General features: G+C 35.0%; 21 protein-coding genes and 2 riboswitches. Of the genes, 10 read left to right on the plus strand and 11 right to left on the minus strand.

The window, feature by feature from the left end:
* Positions 1-103: 103 nt before the first annotated feature.
* The 3 genes from gcvPB to gcvT form a co-directional block, all read right to left on the minus strand.
* The gene (gcvPB, locus tag HUW50_RS00525) at positions 104-1564 is read right to left on the minus strand and encodes an aminomethyl-transferring glycine dehydrogenase subunit GcvPB (protein ID WP_185653578.1); all 1461 of its coding nucleotides are present in this window, start codon (positions 1562-1564) and stop codon (positions 104-106) included.
* Positions 1557-2903: an aminomethyl-transferring glycine dehydrogenase subunit GcvPA gene (gene gcvPA / locus HUW50_RS00530; RefSeq protein ID WP_185653579.1), complete on the minus strand. Its 1347-nt coding sequence runs from the start codon at positions 2901-2903 to the stop codon at positions 1557-1559. Before gcvPA ends, gcvPB begins: the two co-directional genes overlap by 8 nt.
* 264 nt (positions 2904-3167) lie before the next feature.
* Entirely contained in the window at positions 3168-4271 is a 1104-nt protein-coding gene (gene gcvT / locus HUW50_RS00535) for a glycine cleavage system aminomethyltransferase GcvT (RefSeq protein WP_185653580.1), read from the minus strand.
* A gap of 480 nt (positions 4272-4751) precedes the next feature.
* Positions 4752-4839: riboswitch (glycine riboswitch) on the minus strand.
* A gap of 499 nt (positions 4840-5338) precedes the next feature.
* Here gcvT and HUW50_RS00540 point away from each other — a divergent pair.
* The 10 genes from HUW50_RS00540 to HUW50_RS00585 all read left to right on the plus strand — a co-directional run bounded on the left by HUW50_RS00540 (position 5339) and on the right by HUW50_RS00585 (position 13985).
* A complete protein-coding gene (locus tag HUW50_RS00540; RefSeq protein ID WP_066335213.1) occupies positions 5339-7024 on the plus strand; it encodes a DEAD/DEAH box helicase in 1686 nt (561 codons plus the stop codon).
* A gap of 124 nt (positions 7025-7148) precedes the next feature.
* Entirely contained in the window at positions 7149-7946 is a 798-nt protein-coding gene (locus HUW50_RS00545) for a YqhG family protein (protein WP_066335212.1), read from the plus strand.
* Between the two features lie 363 nt (positions 7947-8309).
* Positions 8310-8392: riboswitch (cyclic di-GMP riboswitch) on the plus strand.
* Between the two features lie 31 nt (positions 8393-8423).
* Positions 8424-8570 (plus strand): anti-repressor SinI family protein, encoded by a 147-nt coding sequence (locus HUW50_RS00550; RefSeq protein WP_232329052.1) that lies wholly within the window; start codon positions 8424-8426, stop codon positions 8568-8570.
* Positions 8571-8672: 102 nt separating this feature from the next.
* Positions 8673-9008: a helix-turn-helix domain-containing protein gene (locus HUW50_RS00555; protein WP_066335209.1), complete on the plus strand. Its 336-nt coding sequence runs from the start codon at positions 8673-8675 to the stop codon at positions 9006-9008.
* A 267-nt stretch (positions 9009-9275) separates the two neighbouring features.
* Positions 9276-9482 (plus strand): hypothetical protein, encoded by a 207-nt coding sequence (locus HUW50_RS00560; protein WP_066335206.1) that lies wholly within the window; start codon positions 9276-9278, stop codon positions 9480-9482.
* Positions 9483-9540: 58 nt separating this feature from the next.
* Complete coding sequence (locus tag HUW50_RS00565; RefSeq protein ID WP_066335201.1) at positions 9541-10326, plus strand: hypothetical protein; 786 nt, start codon at positions 9541-9543, stop codon at positions 10324-10326.
* Positions 10326-10592, plus strand: a complete 267-nt coding sequence (locus HUW50_RS00570) for a PqqD family protein (RefSeq protein WP_066335198.1) — start codon at positions 10326-10328, stop codon at positions 10590-10592. The genes HUW50_RS00565 and HUW50_RS00570 overlap by 1 nt, the downstream gene beginning before the upstream one ends.
* Positions 10582-11055 carry a signal peptidase I gene (locus HUW50_RS00575; protein WP_185653581.1) on the plus strand — a complete coding sequence of 158 codons (474 nt, stop codon included), beginning with the start codon at positions 10582-10584 and terminating at the stop codon, positions 11053-11055. Before HUW50_RS00570 ends, HUW50_RS00575 begins: the two co-directional genes overlap by 11 nt.
* Positions 11052-12863, plus strand: coding sequence for an ABC transporter ATP-binding protein (locus tag HUW50_RS00580; RefSeq protein WP_066335191.1), 1812 nt, complete (start codon positions 11052-11054; stop codon positions 12861-12863). Before HUW50_RS00575 ends, HUW50_RS00580 begins: the two co-directional genes overlap by 4 nt.
* Before the next feature lie 15 nt (positions 12864-12878).
* Complete coding sequence (locus HUW50_RS00585) at positions 12879-13985, plus strand: nucleotidyltransferase family protein (RefSeq protein WP_185653582.1); 1107 nt, start codon at positions 12879-12881, stop codon at positions 13983-13985.
* A gap of 100 nt (positions 13986-14085) precedes the next feature.
* Here the strand turns inward: HUW50_RS00585 and HUW50_RS00590 are convergent, their stop codons facing one another.
* The 8 genes from HUW50_RS00590 to HUW50_RS00625 all read right to left on the minus strand — a co-directional run bounded on the left by HUW50_RS00590 (position 14086) and on the right by HUW50_RS00625 (position 22018).
* On the minus strand, positions 14086-15063 hold the full coding sequence (locus HUW50_RS00590; protein ID WP_185653583.1) for a metallophosphoesterase: 978 nt from the start codon (positions 15061-15063) through the stop codon (positions 14086-14088).
* 98 nt (positions 15064-15161) lie between these two features.
* On the minus strand, positions 15162-16964 hold the full coding sequence (locus HUW50_RS00595) for an ABC transporter ATP-binding protein (RefSeq protein ID WP_185653584.1): 1803 nt from the start codon (positions 16962-16964) through the stop codon (positions 15162-15164).
* Between the two features lie 18 nt (positions 16965-16982).
* The gene (locus HUW50_RS00600; RefSeq protein ID WP_185653585.1) at positions 16983-18137 is read right to left on the minus strand and encodes a nucleotidyltransferase domain-containing protein; all 1155 of its coding nucleotides are present in this window, start codon (positions 18135-18137) and stop codon (positions 16983-16985) included.
* On the minus strand, positions 18130-18606 hold the full coding sequence (locus HUW50_RS00605) for a lasso peptide biosynthesis B2 protein (protein WP_185653586.1): 477 nt from the start codon (positions 18604-18606) through the stop codon (positions 18130-18132). Before HUW50_RS00605 ends, HUW50_RS00600 begins: the two co-directional genes overlap by 8 nt.
* Positions 18607-18627: 21 nt before the next feature.
* The gene (locus HUW50_RS00610) at positions 18628-18930 is read right to left on the minus strand and encodes a lasso peptide biosynthesis PqqD family chaperone (RefSeq protein ID WP_260445637.1); all 303 of its coding nucleotides are present in this window, start codon (positions 18928-18930) and stop codon (positions 18628-18630) included.
* Positions 18927-19862, minus strand: coding sequence for an aldolase (locus tag HUW50_RS00615; RefSeq protein WP_185653587.1), 936 nt, complete (start codon positions 19860-19862; stop codon positions 18927-18929). The genes HUW50_RS00610 and HUW50_RS00615 overlap by 4 nt, the downstream gene beginning before the upstream one ends.
* 80 nt (positions 19863-19942) lie before the next feature.
* Positions 19943-20074 (minus strand): paeninodin family lasso peptide, encoded by a 132-nt coding sequence (locus HUW50_RS00620; RefSeq protein ID WP_185653588.1) that lies wholly within the window; start codon positions 20072-20074, stop codon positions 19943-19945.
* Positions 20075-20089: 15 nt separating this feature from the next.
* Positions 20090-22018: an asparagine synthase-related protein gene (locus HUW50_RS00625; RefSeq protein ID WP_185653589.1), complete on the minus strand. Its 1929-nt coding sequence runs from the start codon at positions 22016-22018 to the stop codon at positions 20090-20092.
* Positions 22019-22644 lie beyond the last annotated feature (626 nt).

The raw sequence follows: 22644 nt of genomic DNA on the forward strand, positions 1-22644 counted from the left end.
ACTAGTCATTATGTTCAAGTTTCTTCTGCTTTTCGGCAAAGAAGCATAAAAAAACTGACCTACTGTAAAGAAAAATCCTTACAGCAAATCAGTTTTTTCGACTTTATCGTTGATATCTTAAGATTGGTTTTCTAGCAGCAGTTGTTTCATCTAAACGTTTTACAACTGTTGTATGTGGTGCTTCTTGCACGATTTCAGGTGTTTCTTCTACTTCTCTCGCAATTTGTATCATCGCATCAATGAAGGAATCAAGAGTTTCTTTTGATTCTGTTTCTGTAGGCTCAATCATAATGCACTCTTCAACGTTTAATGGGAAATAAATGGTTGGCGGATGATAGCCAAAGTCCAACAAACGCTTAGCAATGTCTAGCGTACGAACACCAAGCTTCTTTTGACGTTTTCCTGATAATACGAATTCATGTTTACAATGCTGATCAAATGGTAAATCATAATATGGTGCTAGGCGTCGCATCATATAATTTGCATTCAACACAGCGAATTCAGTTACATTCTTTAGTCCATCAGGGCCCATTGTACGAATATACGTATAAGCACGTACATTAATACCAAAGTTTCCATAGTAAGGCTTAACGCGACCAATTGATTGTGGGCGATTATAATCAAAACAATAGCCTTCTTCTTTTTTTACGAGCACAGGCTTTGGCAAATATGGAATGAGATCAGCCTTCACTCCAACCGGACCTGATCCTGGTCCGCCACCACCATGTGGCCCAGTAAATGTTTTATGAAGGTTAAGGTGAACAACATCAAAGCCCATGTCCCCCGGTCTTGCTTTACTTAAAACAGCATTTAAGTTAGCTCCATCATAATAAAGCTTTCCACCTGCATCATGGACAATTTGTGCCATTTCTAAAATATGTGCTTCAAATAATCCAAGCGTATTCGGGTTTGTAAGCATTAATGCTGCAGTATGTTCGTCAACAACTCGCTTTAAATCCTCTAAATCAACTAACCCATTTTCATCAGATTTAACCGTAATTGTTTCGAAGCCAGCAACAGTCGCAGATGCTGGATTTGTTCCATGTGCAGAGTCAGGTACAATTACTTTTGTTCGTTTCGTGTCATTATTCGCCTCATGATACGCACGAATCATCATTAACCCTGTCCATTCTCCATGAGCACCAGCTGCAGGTTGTAGGGTAACCTCGTCCATACCTGTGATTTCTTTCAAATGCTCCTGTAAATCAAATAATAATTCCATCGCACCTTGTACAGTCTCTTCTTCCTGTAATGGATGAAGATGTGCAAGGCCAGCGATACGTGCTACATTTTCATTGATTTTTGGATTGTACTTCATTGTACAAGACCCTAATGGGTAAAAACCAGAGTCAACACCATGATTACGTTTTGACAAGGCGGTATAATGTCTCATAATATCTAATTCAGAAACCTCTGGAAGCTCTGCCTCTTCACCTCGTATATAATCAGAAGGAATCAGTTCTGTTAATGACAATTCCTCAACTTCAAGCTCAGGTAAGCTATACCCAACACGGCCTTGTTTGCTAAGTTCAAAAATTAATGCTTGATCCTGTTGATTATTCATTGCCATCCCCCAATTCCTTTACAAGTGTGTCAATCTCTTCTTTTGTACGTAGCTCGGTAACTGCGATAAGCATATGGTTTTCAAGCTCAGGAGCCACCCTTCCAAGATCAAAACCACCAATTATTCCTTTTTCTAGAAGCTGTTTATTCACTTCACGAATAGGTTTTGTTAGCTTCACAACAAATTCATTAAAAATTGGTTGTGAAAACGGAACATTCAGTCCTGCTTTTACACACGCATTTTTCGCGTAATTTGCTTTTTGGATATTTTGAATCGCCATCTCTTTTACTCCTTGCTTACCAAGAGCAGTCATTGCAACAGACGCTGCAAGTGCATTTAACGCTTGGTTTGAGCAAATATTAGATGTCGCTTTATCACGACGGATATGCTGTTCACGAGCTTGTAGGGTTAAAACAAATCCGCGTTTCCCATTTTCATCAGTTGTTTGACCAACAAGACGACCTGGCACTTTTCTTAAAAGCTTATTCGTTACAGCAAAATACCCACAATGTGGTCCGCCAAATGCTGTTGGAATTCCAAATGGTTGCGCATCACCAGCAACAATATCAGCACCTAATGCTCCAGGAGGTGTTAATGCGCCTAATGCTAATGGATTCGAAGACACAACAAACATGCTTTTACCAGTATGTGCGATCGGCTCAATCTCTTTTAAAGGCTCGATAGACCCAAAGAAGTTGGGATATTGAACAAGAACTGCTGCAACATCTTCATTCATTTCTAGTTTAAGTGCTTCAAGATCTGTTACACCGTCTTTCACTGGTACTTCAACAACTTCGATGTATTGACCTTTCGCATACGTTTTAATAACATCACGAGATTCTGGATTAACAGCCTTTGAAACAAGGATTTTCTTCTTTTTCGTTTGACCTGCGGCTAGCATCGCAGCTTCCGCTAAAGCTGTTCCACCATCATACATAGAAGAGTTTGCAACATCCATTCCAGTTAACTCACAAATCATCGTTTGAAACTCAAAAATCGCCTGGAGTTCACCTTGAGAAATCTCTGGTTGATAAGGTGTGTAAGCTGTGTAAAACTCAGAGCGAGAAATCACATGATCAACAATGACAGGCATGTAATGGTCATAAACACCTGCACCTAAAAATGATGCATGACTACGTAAATCTTTATTTTTTGCAGCTAATTGTGATAGCTCCTTTAATAGCTCGGTTTCAGATTTCGCTTTTTTTATGTTGTATTCTCCCTGAAAACGAACACTTTCTGGAATATCTTGAAACAATTCATCAACTGATGGTACACCGATTGCTTGCAGCATTTCCTGCTTATCTTGTTCTGTCATTGGTAAATATCGATGATTCATTGCTTGTGATCCCCTCTCGTAGTTGGATGTTTTTTATTATTGGCTGACTCGCCAAACTTTGTTGCTATTTACCAAGTATTGCGGTGTGGTTGATTTCCGCTCCAGTTGCTCGCTTTCCGCGGGGCGGGCGGTGAGCCTCCTCGGCGTTAGCGCCTGCATGAGTCTCACCTGTCCCGCTACTCCCGCTGGAGTCTCGCACTTTCTCTCCAATCAACCTGAAACAGTTTTCGTTTAATAGCAACAACCTCTTAGAAACGAGCGTTATTATTTCTTCGGTCGCTTATAAAAAGGTGTAGCGACAACTTTAGCTTTTAATCTCTTTTTACGAATTTGGACCTCTACCTCGGTTCCTAACGCAGTAAACTCTGCTTTTAGTAAAGCCAATCCAATATTTTTCTTTAATGTTGGTGATTGAGTACCTGTTGTGACAACACCAATTTGCTCTCCATTAGCAAATACCTCATACCCATGGCGAGGAATTCCTTTATCGATTAATTCAATCCCTACTAATTTTCTTGCAGGTCCATTTTCCTTTTGTTTTTTTAACACTGCTTTCCCATTGAAATCTGCTTCTTTGTTCGGTTTAACAGCAAAGCCGATCCCAGCTTCGATTGGTGTTATATCCTTTGAAAGCTCTTGCCCATACAATGGAAGAATGGCTTCAAAACGCAAAGTATCACGTGCACCTAATCCACAAGGTAAAACACCATCTTCTTTTCCAACTTCTAAAATTTTTTCCCAAAGAACAATCGCATCTTCTGCAGCACAATAAATTTCAAAGCCATCCTCACCAGTGTATCCAGTTCTTGAAAGTAAACTGTTAACACCTGCTACCTTTACACCATCTTGAAATTTAAAAAATTTAATTTCTGTTAAATCTGTATCAGTTAGTTTTTGAAGAACTTGTTGGGCAATTGGCCCTTGAAGTGCAAGGAGCGCAACTTCATTTGAGATGTTTTTTATCGTTACATCACCGTTTATATTCGCAGTAAGCCAATCGATATCTTTATCGATATTTGATGCATTAATGACAAGTAAATAGTCGTTGTCAGCTTTTTTATAGATTAGGAGATCGTCAACTGTGCCACCATCTTCATAACACATTGCCGTATATTGAGCACCACCAGTTTTTAAAAGGGAAACATCATTTGTTGCAATCTTTTGTAAAAATGCAAGACTGTCAGCTCCACGAACCTCTACCTCACCCATATGTGAAACATCAAACAGACCAGCCTTTGTACGGACCGCCTCATGCTCTTCTTTAATAGAAGAAAATTGAACGGGTAAATCCCACCCACCAAAATCAATCGTTTTTGCACCGTAGTTTTTATACACTTCAAATAATGGTGTTCTCTTTAACTCAGCCATTTGGATAAGCTCCCCCTCTATGTTTGGTAACTTCTCAGATTTCTTTTAAATAGGCTGACTCGCCAAACTTTGTTGCTTTTAAAATAGTATTGGGTTGGTTGATTCGTGCTCCAGGATGCTCGCTTTCCGTGGGGCGGGCGATGAGCCTCCTCAGCGCAAAGCACCTGCAGGGTCTCATCTGTCCCGCTACTCCCACAGGAGTCTCGCATATCCGTTCCAATCAACCTAATCAGTTTTGTTCAAAAACAACAATCTTTTAGAAAAGAGCCTTTAAATAAAAGGATCAAAAAAAGGACATGGAACTCCTACAAAATTAGTAGAAGTCCCTGTCCTTTTTACCTGAAAGTTTACCTTATGTAAAATTGATAAGCAGTGTTTTTAACTAATGATCTAAACTAGATCTAGTAAAAAACAATCCGCCCTCATAAGGCTTTCCCCTTTGGTAGTTTGCTGCATGAGCGCAAACACTCTCCAGAGCCGCGTCAAATAAGAGTCTTTTTGCCTGAGAGATTCACAGTTGTTTGCTCCTTCGGCGCTATATACATATAGTCTCTCCCCTTATTCTCATCCGCACATATTTTGTTTTCAAATTGGTTATACTTTGTAAAACAGTTATGATCGACATTTAGAACAAACAAAAGCGCAAGCGCCTTGATCAGCGACGTATGAACTGGAGCACTCCGTATGAGATAAAGGAAACACGAAGAGTGATAGCTATTCGATGTTGACTTATCGTAAGGAGGAGTGTGAAGTTCACTAGGCGCTAGGCGCTGGAGCTGGATGTCAAAGCGCTTATACCTAGTACAAGAATTTTTATCTTAAAAAAAGATAAAACATATATGCTTACTATAATGAAAGAAAAGCATATTTTGAACTTTCTTACATTATCATCCTACCATGAGGGTATCGTTTCGGCAATCACTTTTTTACCTAACAATTAAGTTTTTTTATCTATTATTGTTCGTGTTTTAGAAAATGAAAACACTTTATTATAAAGATACCCTACTTTTATACCTAAATGATGAACATTTCAATGCAGCTTAGTTTACGAAAGGACTGTCATAACTATGAATGTAAAGACAAACTTTGATTCATCCTGGCAGGAAGGATTTTTTGAAAGGCTTGAAAGTGATGGACCATGGTCAAACTGGGAATTATTTAAACTCAGCTATGAAGTCCAGCAGCATACAGCTGTTCCTTCATTTGAAGGCTTACAAGCACCTAAGCACCTTCCACATTTCACCCCGCTGCCTCATCAATTAGAGGTTGCGCAAAGAGTGGTGGAAAAAATGAATGGAAAAGCCATTTTAGCCGATGAAGTTGGTTTAGGAAAAACGATTGAAGCAGGACTAATTTTAAAAGAATATATGATTCGTGGTCTTGTAAAAAAGGTATTAATCTTAGTTCCTGCATCACTTGTTTCCCAATGGGCTCGAGAGCTAACTGAAAAATTTTTCATTCCAGCTGTTGAGCAAAAGAAAAGCTATGTATGGGAATCATGTGATGTTGTTGTATCCTCGATTGATACAGCAAAACGCAGCCCACACCGTGAAATAGTCTATGAACAATCCTACGATCTTGTGATCATTGATGAAGCTCACAAGCTTAAAAATAATAAAACCAAAAACTATGAATTTGTACAAAATTTAAAGAAAAAATATTGTTTATTGTTAACTGCTACACCTGTTCAAAACAGAGTAGAAGAAATTTTCAACCTCGTGTCCCTACTAAAGCCAGGGCACCTTGGGAATGAGGCATACTTTACAGAGGTTTTTTCAGCAAAAGAACGTTCATTAGAGGATCATGAACATTTACGAGAGTTAATAAATAAGGTCATGATTCGAAATCGCCGTGGTGACACTGGAATCGATTGGCCAAAACGCCATGTTGAAACCGTGCCAATCGACTTTTCAGAAACAGAACAACATCTATATGACACGATTTCAGCATTAAAAACTTCCTCTCAATATGCGGCAAATACATTTTCAATCATGACACTTCAACGTGAAGCATGCAGCAGTCGCGAAGCTGTTTATATGACATTAAAGAAAATGCTAGATCGCCCAGAGGAAGAAGAAGCCGTTCTGCCTAATAACGTAATTAAAGACATTATGATGGCGATCGATGGTGTCACACAAAATACAAAAGCTCTAAAGGTTGTTGAGCTCATTAAAAACATTAACGACAAAGTAATCATTTTCACGGAATACAGAGCTACTCAATTTTATCTACAATGGTTTTTACAGCAAAACGGCATTACTTCTGTTCCCTTCCGTGGCGGCTTTAAACGTGGAAAAAAAGACTGGATGAAGGAACTCTTCAAAAATCGAGTGCAAGTTCTTATTGCAACAGAAGCTGGCGGTGAAGGGATCAATCTTCAATTCTGTCACAACATCATCAATTACGACTTACCTTGGAATCCAATGAGACTTGAGCAACGAATCGGCCGGATTCATCGTCTAGGACAAGAGCATGATGTCCATATTTACAATATGGCAACAAGAAACACAATGGAAGAACACATCCTAAAGCTTTTATATGAAAAAATACATTTGTTTGAAAAAGTCATTGGTGAACTAGATGAGATTTTAACAAGATTAGAAATTAAAAATTTCGAAGAGCACATCCAAGACATTATGTACAATTCGAAAAGTGACGGCGAAATGAAAATCAAGATGGAAAACTTAACCTCAATCCTTGATTATGCTCAGCATTCTCAAGAGCAAAGAAAGGCTGCTAGTGGAAATCAATAGTAATATTCAGCTTCGAAAAGTATAAGCCACTAAAGGAATATCTAATCCTTTAGTGGCTAGACACAAATACTTAGTACAAAAAATATTTTTTAATTAATATGCTAGTTTGAAAGGTGGAAACATCATGCAGCAGGAAAAAATTCATAGCTATTTAGAAAGCTTCTTCAAGGCAAATTCCTGTGACATCATCGAAAATGAACCCGGCTATATGACCGTCCAATTAACAATCAACATGGATAAGGAGTTAATGAATCGGCCTTTTTATTGGCATTATCTAGAAAAAACAAATGGAGTTCCAAACCCAATGAAACTAACATTAATAACAGATCAACAAAAAGCTCCTGGTGATCTAAAGGGTGAGGTCATGCATTTCGGCGCCCCACGCCTACATCAAATCTTTCAATCAACTACACGTCTAGGTAGCTACATTCGCTTATTTGAAAAAGTCACTTCTCCAGGTGGGAGCATTCCTTTACACCCCTGGCTTTGCGCCAATTTCATGGTATCTTATCAATGTGATATGAAAAAAGATCAGCTACACTCAATCGGTCTGCATCTCGTAAGTGGAACCTTGGTAGAAAACTTTCAAGAAAAGTTAGAAAAACTCGAACTCACACCAAAAATACCTGATCTATGCTTTAATATGACTCCACTAATCAAACCGCAAAGCGGACTAAAACGAATTGAACAGTTTATTGAACAAAGCATTAGCAGACAAGATCATTCATGGGCAGACTCTGCAAGGCAACGATGGAATGAAGACCTAAAGCTTCTAGATCACTTTTATGAAGACTTAGACGAAAAGCCTGACTGCTACCATTTAGAGAAGGAAGCTTTGCGCGAGCTTTATGAACCACAAATTAATGTATCAGTGCAAAATGGCGGTATATTTTATTTAACCCCTCAAGCAATCTTTAAATAGGTTACCGTTAAACAAGCAATTGGTAGGTACAATTGCTTGTTTTTTGTCTCCTTTTATGATTTTTGCAAAAAAGATAGATAATTCGACAAAAATTAATTTTTATATTTTTAACTTTTCTTAAAGTTTTCTTAAAGTTTAAATAAAGATGTGCTAAAAATACTTGTTTAAACTCAGTTAAATAGGCATTTACACCCATGTAACATTACATTAATATTACATTTACCATTTTGATATAAATTTTTATCTCTCGACATAGTTCTGCACACTTCCTTTAAATTCCTTTTTATAATAAGAGTAGATATATTGATAGATACATAAAAAGGACTTTTGTATCAATTCCCAATATCAAATAATGACAATTATTCAGTCAAAGGGCAAACCTATTGAAAAATAGGGACGCAAAGTCACAGGTCTAACGTTCTTACTATGATGGCTGGACTGCCTGAAATACAGGCAAGTATTTTAGGAGGGTATAAGTTGAATATTGAAATCATTGATCGTATTACAAAGGAAAGCCATCTTGACCGCGAATGGGTAGAGATGATTTTAGAGGCACTTGAAGTGGGTATTAGTGTAGAGGAAATAAAAGAATTTTTAGTTGAAAAGGGAAGCCCTGTAAAATGAATAAAATAGGGCTTTGTAAATTTTTTGATAAGATGTTCTTCATATAAAACAAAACCTTCTTTATATGTTATACTATTGCTAACAAGGAAGGTGATCTTTGACGTGATTGGTCCACGAATTAAAAAATATAGAACTCAAAAAAATTTATCTTTATCTGAACTAGCTGAAAGAGCAGGAGTTGCAAAATCCTACCTAAGTTCGATTGAACGCAATCTCCAGTCAAATCCTTCTGTACAATTTTTAGAAAAAGTTTCATCCGTTCTAGGCGTTTCCGTTAACACCCTTCTCGATGAACAAAGTGAAACAAACCCACAGGAACTTGACAACGAATGGACAAAGCTCGTTCAAGACGCCATGAAATCAGGTGTCTCCAAAGATCAATTTCGCGAGTTTTTGGAATTTAATAAATGGAAGCTACAGAATGATAATGATAAATGAGGGCATGGTTGGTGATTTTTGATCGCCGATGATGCTCTTTTTGTTTTGTTATTGTTCGTTTTATTGAATACCACCCCCTACCCTATTTCTACTTATGAATATGTCAATTGTCAAAATTCCTATTTCTATGTCGAAACTTTCCCCTTTTCATATTAACTTATACGCTTTATAATGTTATAGAGAACAAAATAGTACGAATATACTATATTTTGTGATTTTTTTACTCCGTTTGTTCTTTATAAAGAAATGAACGGAGGAGGTGAGAAAATGACAGGTAAAATTAGTGAAAATCGTCCGATGGTTTTGGAGCATCAGGCGATTCGGTTTGAGACTGCGCAGAGTTGGAACCCGGGTAGAGGAAATCTAAACCATCCTGGAACAGGGAATGATGGTGTAAATTGGCCACCGAACAATCCGAATCCTACACCAGGTGGCGCTGGGGCCCCTGGACAGGGGAAAGGCAAAAATAAATAATGAAATTGGGAGGTCAATTAATCAGTTGACCTCTGTATAAAATAAGGAGTCATTTATCATGTATAGAAAACAGATAAAAATAGGTGAACACCTTATTTTTATTTCAAGTCATTCTAGTACAGTAATGAAAATGTTTAATCGAAATTTCTTTTTAATAGATGATAATATAAATGATAAACCAGATTTCTCCATTCATATTATAGAAGGTTATGGAATTTCTTTTGTTGATTATCATGTTTCTATTCTCAAAACAAGCGGAGCAATTTCCTATAAAAGAGCAGATTACTTAATAGAAGTAGACCTAGAATACAAAAAATCTACAATTTCCATACATAACGATCTAGCTTTAAAACACGCTTTAATGAATCTATATAGTTCTTTTCTCGTCCATAACAACTGGGGAATTTTATTGCATTCTTCATGTGTACTCGAGAACAGTGGAGCACATATCTTTTCAGGTCAATCTGGTGCTGGAAAATCAACAGTTGCTAAATTATCTTATCCTCGAGAGCTACTATCTGATGAAGCAACTATCATAAAAATCACTCCTGAAGAAGTCAAAGTATTTGACTCCCCATTTAGAAGTGAACTAGAGGGAAAATGTCATTCTGAAACTCACACCTTAAAAAGTATTCAACTGCTACACCAGTCGGTAAATAATGAACGAACCAAATTATCAAAATCAACTGGACTATTACAGCTCATGGATAAAGTGTTTTACTGGACCAATAGTCCTGATGAAACAAAAAGAATATTTCATTTGTTAAATAAGTTAGTGAATCAGGTCCCTGTCTATGACCTACACTTTCAAAAAAACAACAGCTTTTGGGAGATGATCTCTTAATGAAACAATATATCAAAAAAAGTGATTATGAAACAGTTCATCTTGATGATGAGTGGATTATTATGAATACTGATAATTTCACGGTAACAAAACTGAATGCTATAGGTGGATTTTGTTGGACATTGCTCGAGCAACCGCAATCAAGTGGCTCACTAAGTCAATCAATAAAACAAAAATACGACTTGCAAAATGAATCTCTACTAACAGATATTGAAGAGTTTTTAGGAGAACTCATAGAATATGGATTGGTGCACCATGCAGTTTAATAAAGATACTGTCGATCTTCTAATAAGAACGATGCAAAAATATGGATGGATGGATCTACCTTCTTATGGAACAAGTATGTATCCATTTATTCAAAAGGGAAACATTTGCCGATTTGTTGAGTTTAATGAAAAAACAGTAAAAAAAGGTGATATCCTACTCTATCATTCTTCAACAGGTCAACTCATCGCTCACCGATTTTTAAGAGAAAAAAAAGTAAATGATCAACTTAAATATGAGCTTAAAGGTGATACAAATCTTTGTTCAGATGAACTAATCAGTCAAGATCAAATCATTGGCAAACTAGTTACAATTAATAAACAAAAAAAGAAAGTGTACATAACTGATTTATCAGCTATTTTATGGGGTTACATGATTGTATCTGTTCCCTATATCTCAAAAGTATTAAAAAGCTACCTTTCATTTAAGGAATCTATTAAGACGCGATATGGAGTTTCAATATGATTGGATTCAAAATAGCTTCAGTAATAAAAGAGTTCAACCTTAAAGGTATACAAAAAACTTTTCAATTGCTAGGACCTTATATCCTTAAAAGTTGGAAAGCTTATTCTGGACTTATCCTTATTTTATTTATAGAAATCTTTCTAACGATTGGATTTGCTTGGTTCTTTGGTACGATCACAGATGCCGCAGTCCAAGGTCAATTTGATAAACTAAAATCACTTATTCCGATCATTTTATCATTAATTACGATTAGCTTATTCGTAACCTATTTCAATACCTACTTACAATCCTATGTTACTAGCAAGATTAAAAGAGATTTAAAGGAACATGTGCTTAAACAAATCTTGTTATTACCAACAGACAAACGATCAAAAATACGCTCAGGTGACCTATTAACTCATTTTACTAATGATATCAATTGTATTGATGGCGTCATTGGAAGCAATCTTATTTATCTCATCCAGCTGCCATTAATCTCAATGGCCGTTTTTTTCTATATGCTCCAAATTAATTGGCAATTATCCGTTCTTAGTCTTCTAATTATTCCTATTGCAATAGTAGTTGGTGGTGTATTCGGAATATTAATTAGAAATAACAGTAGAACGATCTACAATAAAATTGGGGATATTAATAGCAACTTAAGTGAGACGTTCCAAGGTCTCTCAGTTATACGTTCGTTTCTTCTTGAGGGATTTTTTGCAAAGAAATTCGCTAGTCAAAATCATGAGTTCTTCCATTTAGAGATGAAGAACGCGAAGCTACGCGGTACCTTTTATGTTGCTGGAGGAGCAATATCGTCTATTGCCTATATCATTAGCCTTTGTCTTGGTGCTTTTTTCGTATCAAACGGACAAATTACAGTTGGCTCTTTACTAACCTTTGTCACCCTTATGCAGCATCTCATTAATCCTTTAACAGGACTAGCAGGATTATGGGGAAGCTTCCAAAGTTCAGCTTCTGCCGTAGAAAGAATATCAAAGGTGTTAGATGTAGAATCTGAGGTATTAGAATTTCCGACCTATACGCAGAATAGTACTCAACCTAAATCAATCAAATTTAAAAATGTTACCTTTTCCTACGATCCAAAAACAGAAATACTTAAACAAATGAACTTAGATATTCCAACTGGTAAAATAGTTGCCTTTGTAGGGCCGAGCGGTGCCGGAAAAACTACTTTATTTAATTTAATACAAGGATTATATCAACCTCAATCTGGTCAGATTTTATTGAATGATATGTTGATTAACGAGCTCTCCCCCTCCACTTTAAGAAGTTCTTTTTCCTACGTTGCCCAAGAAACCTTCTTATTTAGTGGAACGATTAAAGACAATCTTTTATTAGCTCGTCCTGACATAACGGAATTAGAAATGATAAATGCTACGATTCATGCAAACATTCATGAATTCATCTTAACTCTCCCTGATCAATATGATACCGAAATTGGAGAACGCGGAGTTCGATTATCTGGAGGACAAAAACAGCGGTTGAGTATTGCCAGGGCAATATTAAAGGATGCACCAATTCTATTGCTTGATGAGGCGACTTCTGCATTGGACAGCGAATCAGAATTTCAGGTTAAGGTAGCGTTGGATCGACTGATGAAAAATAGGACTACACTTGTAATAGCTCATCGGTTATCAACGATTCAACATGCAGATTTGATTTTTGTAATGGATGAAGGGAGAATTGTTCAAAAAGGAAACCATCAAGAGCTTATGTCACAAGATGGACTTTATAGAAAACTTACTCAAACACAGTTTTTAAATAATCAAAGTAGGGATTTACATTTATCAGTAGTTTCCAAATGAAAAGGGGAAGAAAAAATGTTAATAAACTTTTTACAATCCTTATATGATCACAACTCTTCACTTCCAAGTGAAGCTGGTGATTATGAAAGATTAATTGATGACATCGAATACTTTTCAATATCTCCTCAAGTTTATTTTCACTTAAAACAACAAGATCGACTAGAACTTACTCCCCCTTTCTTTCAAAATCGACTGAAGAATACGTTTAATCAAGTTCTAATACAAAATCTCTTTATTAAGAATCAAACAGAAAAGATTCTGTCTATTTTGGATCAATTAGGTATTCCAGCCATCCCTTTAAAAGGTGTGTTGTTTGCAGAAAAATACTTTGGCCATATAGCTGCAAGATCAACCTCAGATATTGACCTATTAATAAAGCCGCATGATCTAGACCGTGTAACAGAGTGTGTGAAGGAATTGGGATATATAATGGAAGAAGAAGGTGCTCCAGGTCATTTTCATTGTAGTTTGAGTAAGGAATTACCTGGTTCACCAGTTCCGCTTGTTGTTGAGATTCATTGGGATATTTTAAAGGAAAATACGAGTGAGTTTTCTATTAAAGAATTTTGGGAACAGTCAACTCCTTTTAAACACTATGAAAATGTCAAACAACTATCTGATTATCATACGTTTTACATGATTTGTCTTCATGCTTGGAGGCATAATTTAGATTCGATGAAGCATTTCTTAGATATCACTCAGATGATTCATGTAATGGGTAACCATATAGACTATATTAATCTATTTAATGTAGCTACTCGACATAAAACCTTAAATCGTATGAAACGAACGTTATCAATTGTTTATCGAAACTTTCCTCATGTAAAGGAAATTAAAACACTTCCCTTTCTATATCAAAAAGGTTTTTACTGGCAATATGAAGCGATAAGAGATTCTAGCTTTAGGAATGTGAAAGTGTATATAGATTATTTTGATTATTTATTTTTTAGTTTTGATACCGTTAAACATCGATTGATTGCAATTAATGAATGGCTCCTACCTTCAGAATATCACTTAACATTAGAACTAAGGACAGAGAAAAGGATTAGTTTTAAAGACTATCTAACATTATATAATAAAAGATGCTTTGGATTTTTAAAATCCGTCTTCCTTCATAAATAATAGAAGGAAGAGTTTTCTATATATCCAAAATACTACAGGCTAAACAATTAATATATGAACATATTTCTATTTTTACTCAAGTTAACATATTTCTGAAAAACTAGCCTTTTTTCTTAAATGTTAAAACATTAATTTCAGGGGTGTTGAACAATCGAAACTTCAAAAATGAAACTGTTTGACTACTTCCTAATCCCGCACTTACATATTGCTTTGTTTGCTTATATTCCCAAAGTCCCTTTACTCTATTTAGTGGAGGAAATAAACCGCTACGTTCATAGTACGGTTCCGGAACAAAAAGAGCACCGTAAAAAGGTAGTCTTATTTGGCCACCATGGTAGTGTCCAGCCATAATTAGGTCATAGTCTCGAAACACATGATATTCATGATTATTCAATTGATCTATTTTTGCATCGACAACCGGATAATGATTCAAACCGATTAGTATATCAGAGTTATCAACATTATCCAATTTTGTTATCTCGTCCAGTAATTTATTACGATAATCTATGTTTCTCAGGGATTTACCGATTATATTTGGTAATCCATCCCTCATTTTTGTATTTAAAGTTGATAATTCAAAATCAACAAAATGGATTTTAGCTGCATCAATTTGAATCGAATAAACAGATTCAAGAAGCATAACCCCTCTAGATTCCATCCCCTTTATAAAATCATGTTTCCCGACATTCCCTGCATTGTCATACACATAATTACTAGGGTCTGAATTCCCTGAAACAAATAAAGCATGTTCTTTTTTTTTAATTCCATCTATTATATCGTAATAAGGTTTATAGTTACTACTATCATCACTAACTAGCATATCTCCAGTAAAAACGATCGCATCATAATCAATTGAATTAATTTTGCTTATTAAATCTTTCTGATTAGATCCAAACACCTTTTCATGTAAATCTGTTATTTGGAGAATTTTATATCCATCTAGCTTCTCTGGTAAATCTTCAATAATAATATCTTGCTTTACTACTTTTACTCTGTTGTTGTCCCAAGAAGTATAAAAGATTAGAGCAATCAAAAGTAACAAAATGCCTACGAATATCTTTCCTCCTGCTTTTCTCATATGCATCGCCCCAGTAAGTTATTGACAATTTAAAATTAAAACACCCACTAAATGAAAGTGAGTGTTTATGTGAAAAATTTTTCTATTTAATGAGAATCTCAATTTACTTCCAGTTGATTCCTTAAGAGATTACTAAACATACTCCTTTTCTCTTTTGCTAATTGATTAAATCCACCACTTTGGACGACCTTTCCTTGATCTAACACAATTACCTGGTCAGCATTTCGAATTGTTGAGAGACGATGGGCAATAACGACGATCGTCATTTTTCCTTTTAATTGCTCTAAAGCTTCTTGGATTTTCTTCTCATTTTCTGTATCTAAGGCGCTAGTAGCTTCATCTAGTACTAGGATAGATGGGTTTCTTAAGATTGCCCTTGCTAGGACTAATCGTTGTCGCTCTCCGCCAGAGAGTCTTATGCCACGGTCGCCGATTAGTGTGTCGAGACCTTTAGAAAACTTCCTTACAAATTCAGCAGACGCTGAAAACTCTAAAGCCTCCCATATTTCTTCATCAGATGCATCTGGAAAAACCATTGTCAGATTTTCACGAATACTTGTATTAAATAAGAAGGGATCTTGTGACACATAGCTGATTGATCGTCTCAGAGGTAGTAGATTTTCATCTGTTAAAGGTGTCCTATCTATTATTATTTGCCCTCTCTCTGGTTGATTTAATCCCATTAATAAATCAATTAGCGTACTTTTCCCAGCACCAGATCGACCAACTACAGCAGTCATTTTTTTTGCTGGAATAGATACATGTATATCTTCTAATGCATATGAAGATGTTTCATCAGTTGAATATCGAAAGAATACTCCATTACATTCAATCTCTTCCTTAATAAAAAGTTTATGTGTTGAATTGTATGTTACGTTTTCTTTTATTTCTTTTGATGCTTTACTTTCTTCCTGTAACCTAAGTAGTGAATCGAAAGCTGGGAGCATTGACCCCATCGTTTCTAAAGTAGATTGAATCCCTGAAAATCTGGGCCATAGTCTAGCAAAAATTAAAACAATTAACAATAATTGAGCTGGTTGTGCTTGAAATAACTGAATGGATGCATAAATAAATACAGTAATAAGAGAGGCAGAGGCAATCTTATATCGTAATTGAGAGGCCGTTTTCAATTTTACAAGCTCATTAACATTTTCTTCCATTTGCATACATAAGTTTCGGAACCATTTGATACGCGGTTCCTCCAAGGTATTACTTTTTATATCCTTAATACCATTAAAATGATCGATAATTCCAGCGTGATATGTTTGAGATAATTTTGTAGTTGCCCCACCTAATGAGGATGCTTTTTTTATAAATTTTCTAGATAAATAGATTAATATGAGTCCAAAAAACAACACAAATAATGTCATTTTTACCGATAGCCAAAAAGCAATTCCAATTTGAATACATGTAAATGCAAGTGAAGCAATAAATTGCAAAAATAAATTAGTTGTTGTTCCAACTCGTGCTAACTCGGTAGTCATCGTATTACTAATATCGGTCTTTCGCTTGTTTAAGAAGAAACCCCAGTTAGATTGCATAAGGGAAATATATGTTTTCTCTCTTAAGTGGCGTAGAAAGCTTTGTTGTATTTTCGCATTCAAAATTAACTGTTTTCGCTGAAAGTAACTTTGTCCAGTCAAAAGCACAACATAAATTCCTAAAATCATTGGGAGACCTATTTCATTAGGAATATTACTAAACATCTTGCTAATAAATGTAATTGTAGAACCTTCAGATGATTCTAGATTCACCACACCTGTTAAAGCCAATAATGGGATGATTAAGAAGAGACCTATTCCTTCAAAGAGACTAATTAATATCATTCCAACTAGGTTTAAGTAAAGAATCTTACCCGTATGTTGGTGTAATTTTTTTGTGAAATAGAGAATTTGTTTCATATACAATGCTCTCTCCTATTAATCTGTCATTGATTTTCGAAACGCCCACAATATTGGCCGTAATGGAAAATACAAAAAGTGGAGATACTTTGGTAGTTTTAGTAACTTCATATCCATCGGGTATGGATATAAAAAACTTAAATTAAATAATAATTTATGCTGAAAAGATTTAATAGAATATAAATAGCGTTTATGGTAGTTGGCAACGTCAAGTGGTAGTGGTTCACTATGTAAATTTACCATTCTTTCATAATAAAACACCGACAATCGAGCTAGCTCCCAAGATCTTTTGCTCTGAATCCTGTGTTTCAGTTCACCATTAAGTGGTGTACCAAACAGTCTTGAACATAGTAAAAGTGATTGATCAGCAACTTGCATAAATTGATACTTTTTCATTAAATGATTTATCTTATTCCAGTTAAGTGATTGTTTAAGTATTTGATGAATATCAAGTAACCAGCGAAGCCTAGACCATCCATGTCTTGCACCATGTGAGACTAAAAACAAAAACAAATCCTCTGGACCTAAGTAATAAACTGGATTGCTAGTGGTCAAGCTAGTCCTTTTCCGTTTCCATAACTCTTCAAAGCTTGGTTCTTTTGCAGGTCCAGGATTTAATCGCCAATGAACTTCAAGCTTAATTTGCTTTTTAGGATGAAAATAGGCAATATGATGATGTCTCCATTTCCAATCATTTAGCACACTAACAAGTTCATCTTTTTCATATCCTAGCTCTATTAGTAAATCATCGATCTTACTTAGATCTGAAATAGGAACAAGCACATCTAAATCACTTGATGTACGAAGGGAAACATCCCCGTATAATTCCTTGGCAAGAATTGGACCTTTTAAATGAATAAGTTTTAAGTTGTTTTGATCAAATAACTTGCTTACTTGTTCCATTTCACCACTTAAATAGAGCATTTTAAAAGTGTTTTTCTTATATTCAAAAGCAAATCTGTTAACAACCTGTTGGGGAACTAACTCATTGATTTTCACCTTAAAAAATAGAGTAGAGTATACTCGATGGTGAATTGCAAGACGAATGAATAAATCCCAATCGATACCTTCAAACATTCCTTTTGTGATCAAACTATTTTCTTTTAGAAGCTCAAGAATAAGCTTAAGTTCCTTCGGTAATTCTTCTAATCCAAGCCCGGGATTATTATTCATAGGTTTCTCCTTCATGAGCTTTACTTATTTTCTTCGCGAATTTTCCTACAACTGTAAATCTCTTCATTTCCTCAGATCCTGTTAAATAATAAGGACCACTTCTAAGCCAAGCATGGGCAATTAACTTCCCATTCTCATCTTTAGCCGTACCCAAGTATAATGTACTCTCAATTTTACGTCTTTCAAGCATCTTCATCGCTGCAATTGCCTTAACTAAACACATACTTTCCCAAAATGTATAGCGACTCATAACATTAACAGCACTAGCAACCTCTTTTACTGCTTTTTTATCTATTACAGTTGAAACAGCTGTTTCATCCATTTTCATTCCTAACAATGGAGCAACCTCTGCAAATGGTTTTTCCTTCACTTTCCTTGCCCAACCTAAAAGAATGAACGCTTCAATAAAAAGTAGTTGCGTTTTTGGTTTTTGACTTAAAAAAATTTGAATTCTATTAATCAATTTCATTTTAATTATTAAAGAACTCCATTACAGAGATACCTTTTCTTCTACTTGAATAATGTTTTCTTCTAGCAGACTCGATAGAAAAGAGAGAACCTGTTCTGTACAAACTTTTTCTTCAACCTCATAATTGTCCATAAGACTTATTATTAGCTGCTTTACTGTAATGGGGGATTCAATAAATCCCCAAATAACACTACCCACTTCTCCAAGGTTATAATATTTCCCATTCTTAATACTTAACATCACCTTTTCTCCATCCATATCACTTACAATGTTACCCTTCCCTTGAACAATAATTGATTCTAACGAGAATTTAAACTCTTTCAATAGACTCCTACCTCCCTATCAATTGTGTCTAACACCACTCGGACTAGTTCATTAGCGGTAAATTCAGTTGCTGGTCTTTTTAATTGATACATAATCACCTGATTTGAGAGCTTGATACTTGTTTGAAAGTGCCAATCAACTAGACCAAGCCTTTGGATTAAAAAGTTTCGGTATGTATGTTTATATAATGTTCTTAAACTTTCTAGTTTGTTAAGCGGATGTATCTCTACTTGTTTTATTCCATGATCACTGATTAATTCAAAAACACCTGATAAAATTAATGGTTTATGATAGAAGTTGTTAGTAACAGGAATAGCATATTTGTTTTCTCTCTCGAACAATGGAGTGTATTTACTTACTTCCATGCCAAAATGATCGATACTATTTTGCCACAGTTTTTGTTGTGGATAGGATGGTTTAACAATTACTTCATTATTTTCAGAAAATGAGACTGCTATCAAATCATCTGTTAATAAATCATAGCCTTTGCTGATAAATGCTGAAGCTATAGTAGATTTTCCTGCTCCTGAATCTCCAATAAATGCGTAAGCTTTTCCATTCACATTAATAACACTTCCATGCAAAGGAAGAAACATTCTTTGCATAAGAAGGATTCCCATACAGGAGCCAAGAATATAAAGGCGAATTTTGTTTTCATCTACTCCTATCATAGGGGAAACAAGAATATTTTTACCATTCTCGATACAAAAGATAGCTGTATTTGTAACCTGAAACATTACAAAATTATCTTTTACGATATATCTTCTTTCAAAATCTGCAACTTGAGCCCATAAATTTGATAAATCAGTAACTTTAATATGAATTTCATCCATTTTTCCATGGGTGAACACTCCCACCTCATTTAATTCTGGAAGTCCCATATCACTTTTTATAATTAAATCAAATAATTGATATTTTTTAGTAATAGTCATCTTAGTTCACTCCGCTAAGCTTCATTTGCAATAAGGCCCTCATACATATTTGTATAAGGGCAATCCATAAGCTTTTAATTCTAGCTGTAATGATCTGCATCTTCTGGATCTGGATCGTTTTGCTCAGTATCAACATATCTTAACCCCGGTCCTGCCATTGTTTCTTTAAGATCAAGAACTTCTAGTAATGGTGATTGCCAATTTTTTTTCACTATTTTCACCTCCCTTCATTGTTTTTTTAAGAAACGATAAAGGATTATCGTTCTCATCAGTATCTTAAAATCCTCATGAAAAATTAATTCTGGTTTTGGATTAAGTCTGATATTGGACAAGGCTTCTTGGATAACATCAGAATTCACGAACTCTGTTAACACTGGATCTTTAAGACAAAATTCTAGTTCTTTTGTAAATAATCCCCAGTCATGAGCCATTCTTTGAATCCCATCAGCTCCCTGGACTCCTCTTTTCCGTTGATTCAAACGAACATTATCAGGGAGGTAGCCCATCGTTGATCTTCTTATTAGCGCTCGATCTAATCCATTTTGCACATATTGATTTTCAGGAACACCTAAACAAAATTTAATAACTCTTAAATCATTGGTAGGATCCCTTTCAATTAATGAATATTGTAAAGATAATTTTGTACTGTTAGTTCCAGTTAGCCCCCAAAAAAACAACTGATCAAATTGTTTCCTTCTACCTTCATATGCATCTGAAACTGAGGAACCATCTGTATCTACACCATGATCTTTAAGTCTTTCAAAAACATTTGTTCTTTTTGCAAAACTTGGATTAATAAAACTTGGAATTGAATAAAAAATATCTTTATTTCTTAAAACAGGAAATGCCTTTTTAGTAATGATCGAAAATAACCTTGATTTTTTTATCCCACGATTTTTACTATACTTATCCAATTCTTTATAAAGTTTTATCCACTTTAATTTCTTCAATAAAGCACTTTGATAATCTAGTGCAGGGCCCCAGGATATTGTGTAATTTCCTCTTTTTCCATTTAAGAGTATTCCGATACCTTGCTCTTGGGCAATCTCATACATCCCCTTCATCCAATAGGAATTTTCAAAGAACTTATATGGCATTTCAAGAATATTTAACCATTCATCAATGTCTGAAAATGCACTTTTTCCCTCGAAGCGATAATATTGATCATTTATATTCCCTACATAATTAACAGTAGATTTAATAAAAGGGGTTTCATCAGCCACCCTACTTTTAGGAGTCCAATCTATAAAACCTTCAAGTGGTATATAACTAAATGTATGGAGTTTTTTATTTTCTTTCTCTAAACTTTTTGCAGCAAAACTAACAACTGAGCCAGAGTCCAAACCACCACTTAAATGGGCTCCAACCTTATGTTGTGTGCGTAGCCTGCAAGATACTGACTGTTTAAATACTTCACGAAAGGCAGTTTCGTACTCTTCATTAGTTTTAAATTTTTGTTTTTCCCCCTCTGTTGTCAGGGTTATGTATCTATTAAATACAATGTTATTATTCGTGATGGATATTGAATGTGATGGAGGCACTTGTTTTATCTCTTGATAGACGGATGAGAAAATATCAACAGATTCATGCATACCAGGATTCGAAATAAATTCAGCTAACCATTGTTCATTTAATTGCTTTTTAATACAGGGTACAGACAATAAAGGGTTCATTACTGTACAAAATAAAAATTGTTGTCCGTTTTGATGATAATAGAGGGTCCTGTTGCCCGAAAAATCTCTAGCGCCAAATATTTTTCTACTTCTTTCATCCCAAATTATGTAAGCAAAATCACCAAGTAAATACTTTGGGGACTTTTCTCCCCATTTATGGTAGGAAAGTAATATTAATTCACTATCTTTAATAGTTTTTCTTTTTTCCAGAGGAACTTGTAATCTCTCAAACAGATCATCACGATTGTCAATTATGGCATCTGCAGTTATCGCTAACCTTCTCTCCGCATCAAAATACGGTAACTTCTCTCCAACTGACTCAGGTGTAATCCATTGGGAGTGACACCCCAAAAAAACATTTTCCTTCTGTAAAAGTTGTACATCATCAGCTGGGTATCTCTCTAGTGACTTCATAATATTTCTGCAATATTCATATGGGATAGGCTCGTTACTAAAATTAATTATGCCAGCAATTGCACTCATGTCGTTCCTCCAAAATCCCAATATGTTTTAGTTTATTCTGCTTTTATAATTCATCCTGCCTCGATGTTGGTTAATGCGTTTATTTGTATCTAAAATATTAAAAGAGTGATCAACACTAAAAGCTCTTACCTCTTTAAGGTCAAACCCACAGTGAGGACATTGCCAACGGTCTATTTTTGTACTGCTAAATGATTGATTTAAGCATCGAGTACAAACTTTTTTGAACATTTTCGTAAACCTCTCTTATAGCTCTATTGAAGTTTCCAATTTCTATATAACAGGATTCATAATAATTTATTACAAAGTTAATTCTTAATAAAGAACGATATAATATATTGTTCACAAAAGCTGCTATAAGTAAATTTGGTTATAGCTAAACAATTAAACTAATTTCTTACTATATTATAAATCTCAATAGATAAGTAAATTGAGGGAATTACTTATTCCTACTTTAAAAAACCTTTATAACTTCTTAATAAAGAACAATTGGATATAAATAAGCGGAATTTATATAAAATAAATACTATATAAAGAACAATACTATAATTTTATTAAGAACGCAATAGCGTAATTTAACAATTTTTTTAAACCTAATATACTGTTAAAGATGCGAACAAGAAGAAACT

It is taken from the genome of Metabacillus sp. KUDC1714 (assembly GCF_014217835.1).
In the GTDB taxonomy this organism is placed as follows: Bacteria; Bacillota; Bacilli; order Bacillales; family Bacillaceae; genus Metabacillus; species Metabacillus rhizosphaerae.

What these genes read in the sequence shown, in the direction of transcription:
- gcvPB (WP_185653578.1), bottom strand. Translation starts at nt 1,564, where the DNA reads ATGAATAATCAACAGGATCAAGCATTAATTTTTGAACTTAGCAAACAA.
- gcvPA (WP_185653579.1), bottom strand. Translation starts at nt 2,903, where the DNA reads ATGAATCATCGATATTTACCAATGACAGAACAAGATAAGCAGGAAATG.
- gcvT (WP_185653580.1), bottom strand. Translation starts at nt 4,271, where the DNA reads ATGGCTGAGTTAAAGAGAACACCATTATTTGAAGTGTATAAAAACTAC.
- HUW50_RS00540 (WP_066335213.1), top strand. Translation starts at nt 5,339, where the DNA reads ATGAATGTAAAGACAAACTTTGATTCATCCTGGCAGGAAGGATTTTTT.
- HUW50_RS00545 (WP_066335212.1), top strand. Translation starts at nt 7,149, where the DNA reads ATGCAGCAGGAAAAAATTCATAGCTATTTAGAAAGCTTCTTCAAGGCA.
- HUW50_RS00560 (WP_066335206.1), top strand. Translation starts at nt 9,276, where the DNA reads ATGACAGGTAAAATTAGTGAAAATCGTCCGATGGTTTTGGAGCATCAG.
- HUW50_RS00565 (WP_066335201.1), top strand. Translation starts at nt 9,541, where the DNA reads ATGTATAGAAAACAGATAAAAATAGGTGAACACCTTATTTTTATTTCA.
- HUW50_RS00570 (WP_066335198.1), top strand. Translation starts at nt 10,326, where the DNA reads ATGAAACAATATATCAAAAAAAGTGATTATGAAACAGTTCATCTTGAT.
- HUW50_RS00575 (WP_185653581.1), top strand. Translation starts at nt 10,582, where the DNA reads ATGCAGTTTAATAAAGATACTGTCGATCTTCTAATAAGAACGATGCAA.
- HUW50_RS00580 (WP_066335191.1), top strand. Translation starts at nt 11,052, where the DNA reads ATGATTGGATTCAAAATAGCTTCAGTAATAAAAGAGTTCAACCTTAAA.
- HUW50_RS00585 (WP_185653582.1), top strand. Translation starts at nt 12,879, where the DNA reads ATGTTAATAAACTTTTTACAATCCTTATATGATCACAACTCTTCACTT.
- HUW50_RS00590 (WP_185653583.1), bottom strand. Translation starts at nt 15,063, where the DNA reads ATGAGAAAAGCAGGAGGAAAGATATTCGTAGGCATTTTGTTACTTTTG.
- HUW50_RS00595 (WP_185653584.1), bottom strand. Translation starts at nt 16,964, where the DNA reads ATGAAACAAATTCTCTATTTCACAAAAAAATTACACCAACATACGGGT.
- HUW50_RS00600 (WP_185653585.1), bottom strand. Translation starts at nt 18,137, where the DNA reads ATGAATAATAATCCCGGGCTTGGATTAGAAGAATTACCGAAGGAACTT.
- HUW50_RS00605 (WP_185653586.1), bottom strand. Translation starts at nt 18,606, where the DNA reads ATGAAATTGATTAATAGAATTCAAATTTTTTTAAGTCAAAAACCAAAA.
- HUW50_RS00615 (WP_185653587.1), bottom strand. Translation starts at nt 19,862, where the DNA reads ATGACTATTACTAAAAAATATCAATTATTTGATTTAATTATAAAAAGT.
- HUW50_RS00625 (WP_185653589.1), bottom strand. Translation starts at nt 22,018, where the DNA reads ATGAGTGCAATTGCTGGCATAATTAATTTTAGTAACGAGCCTATCCCA.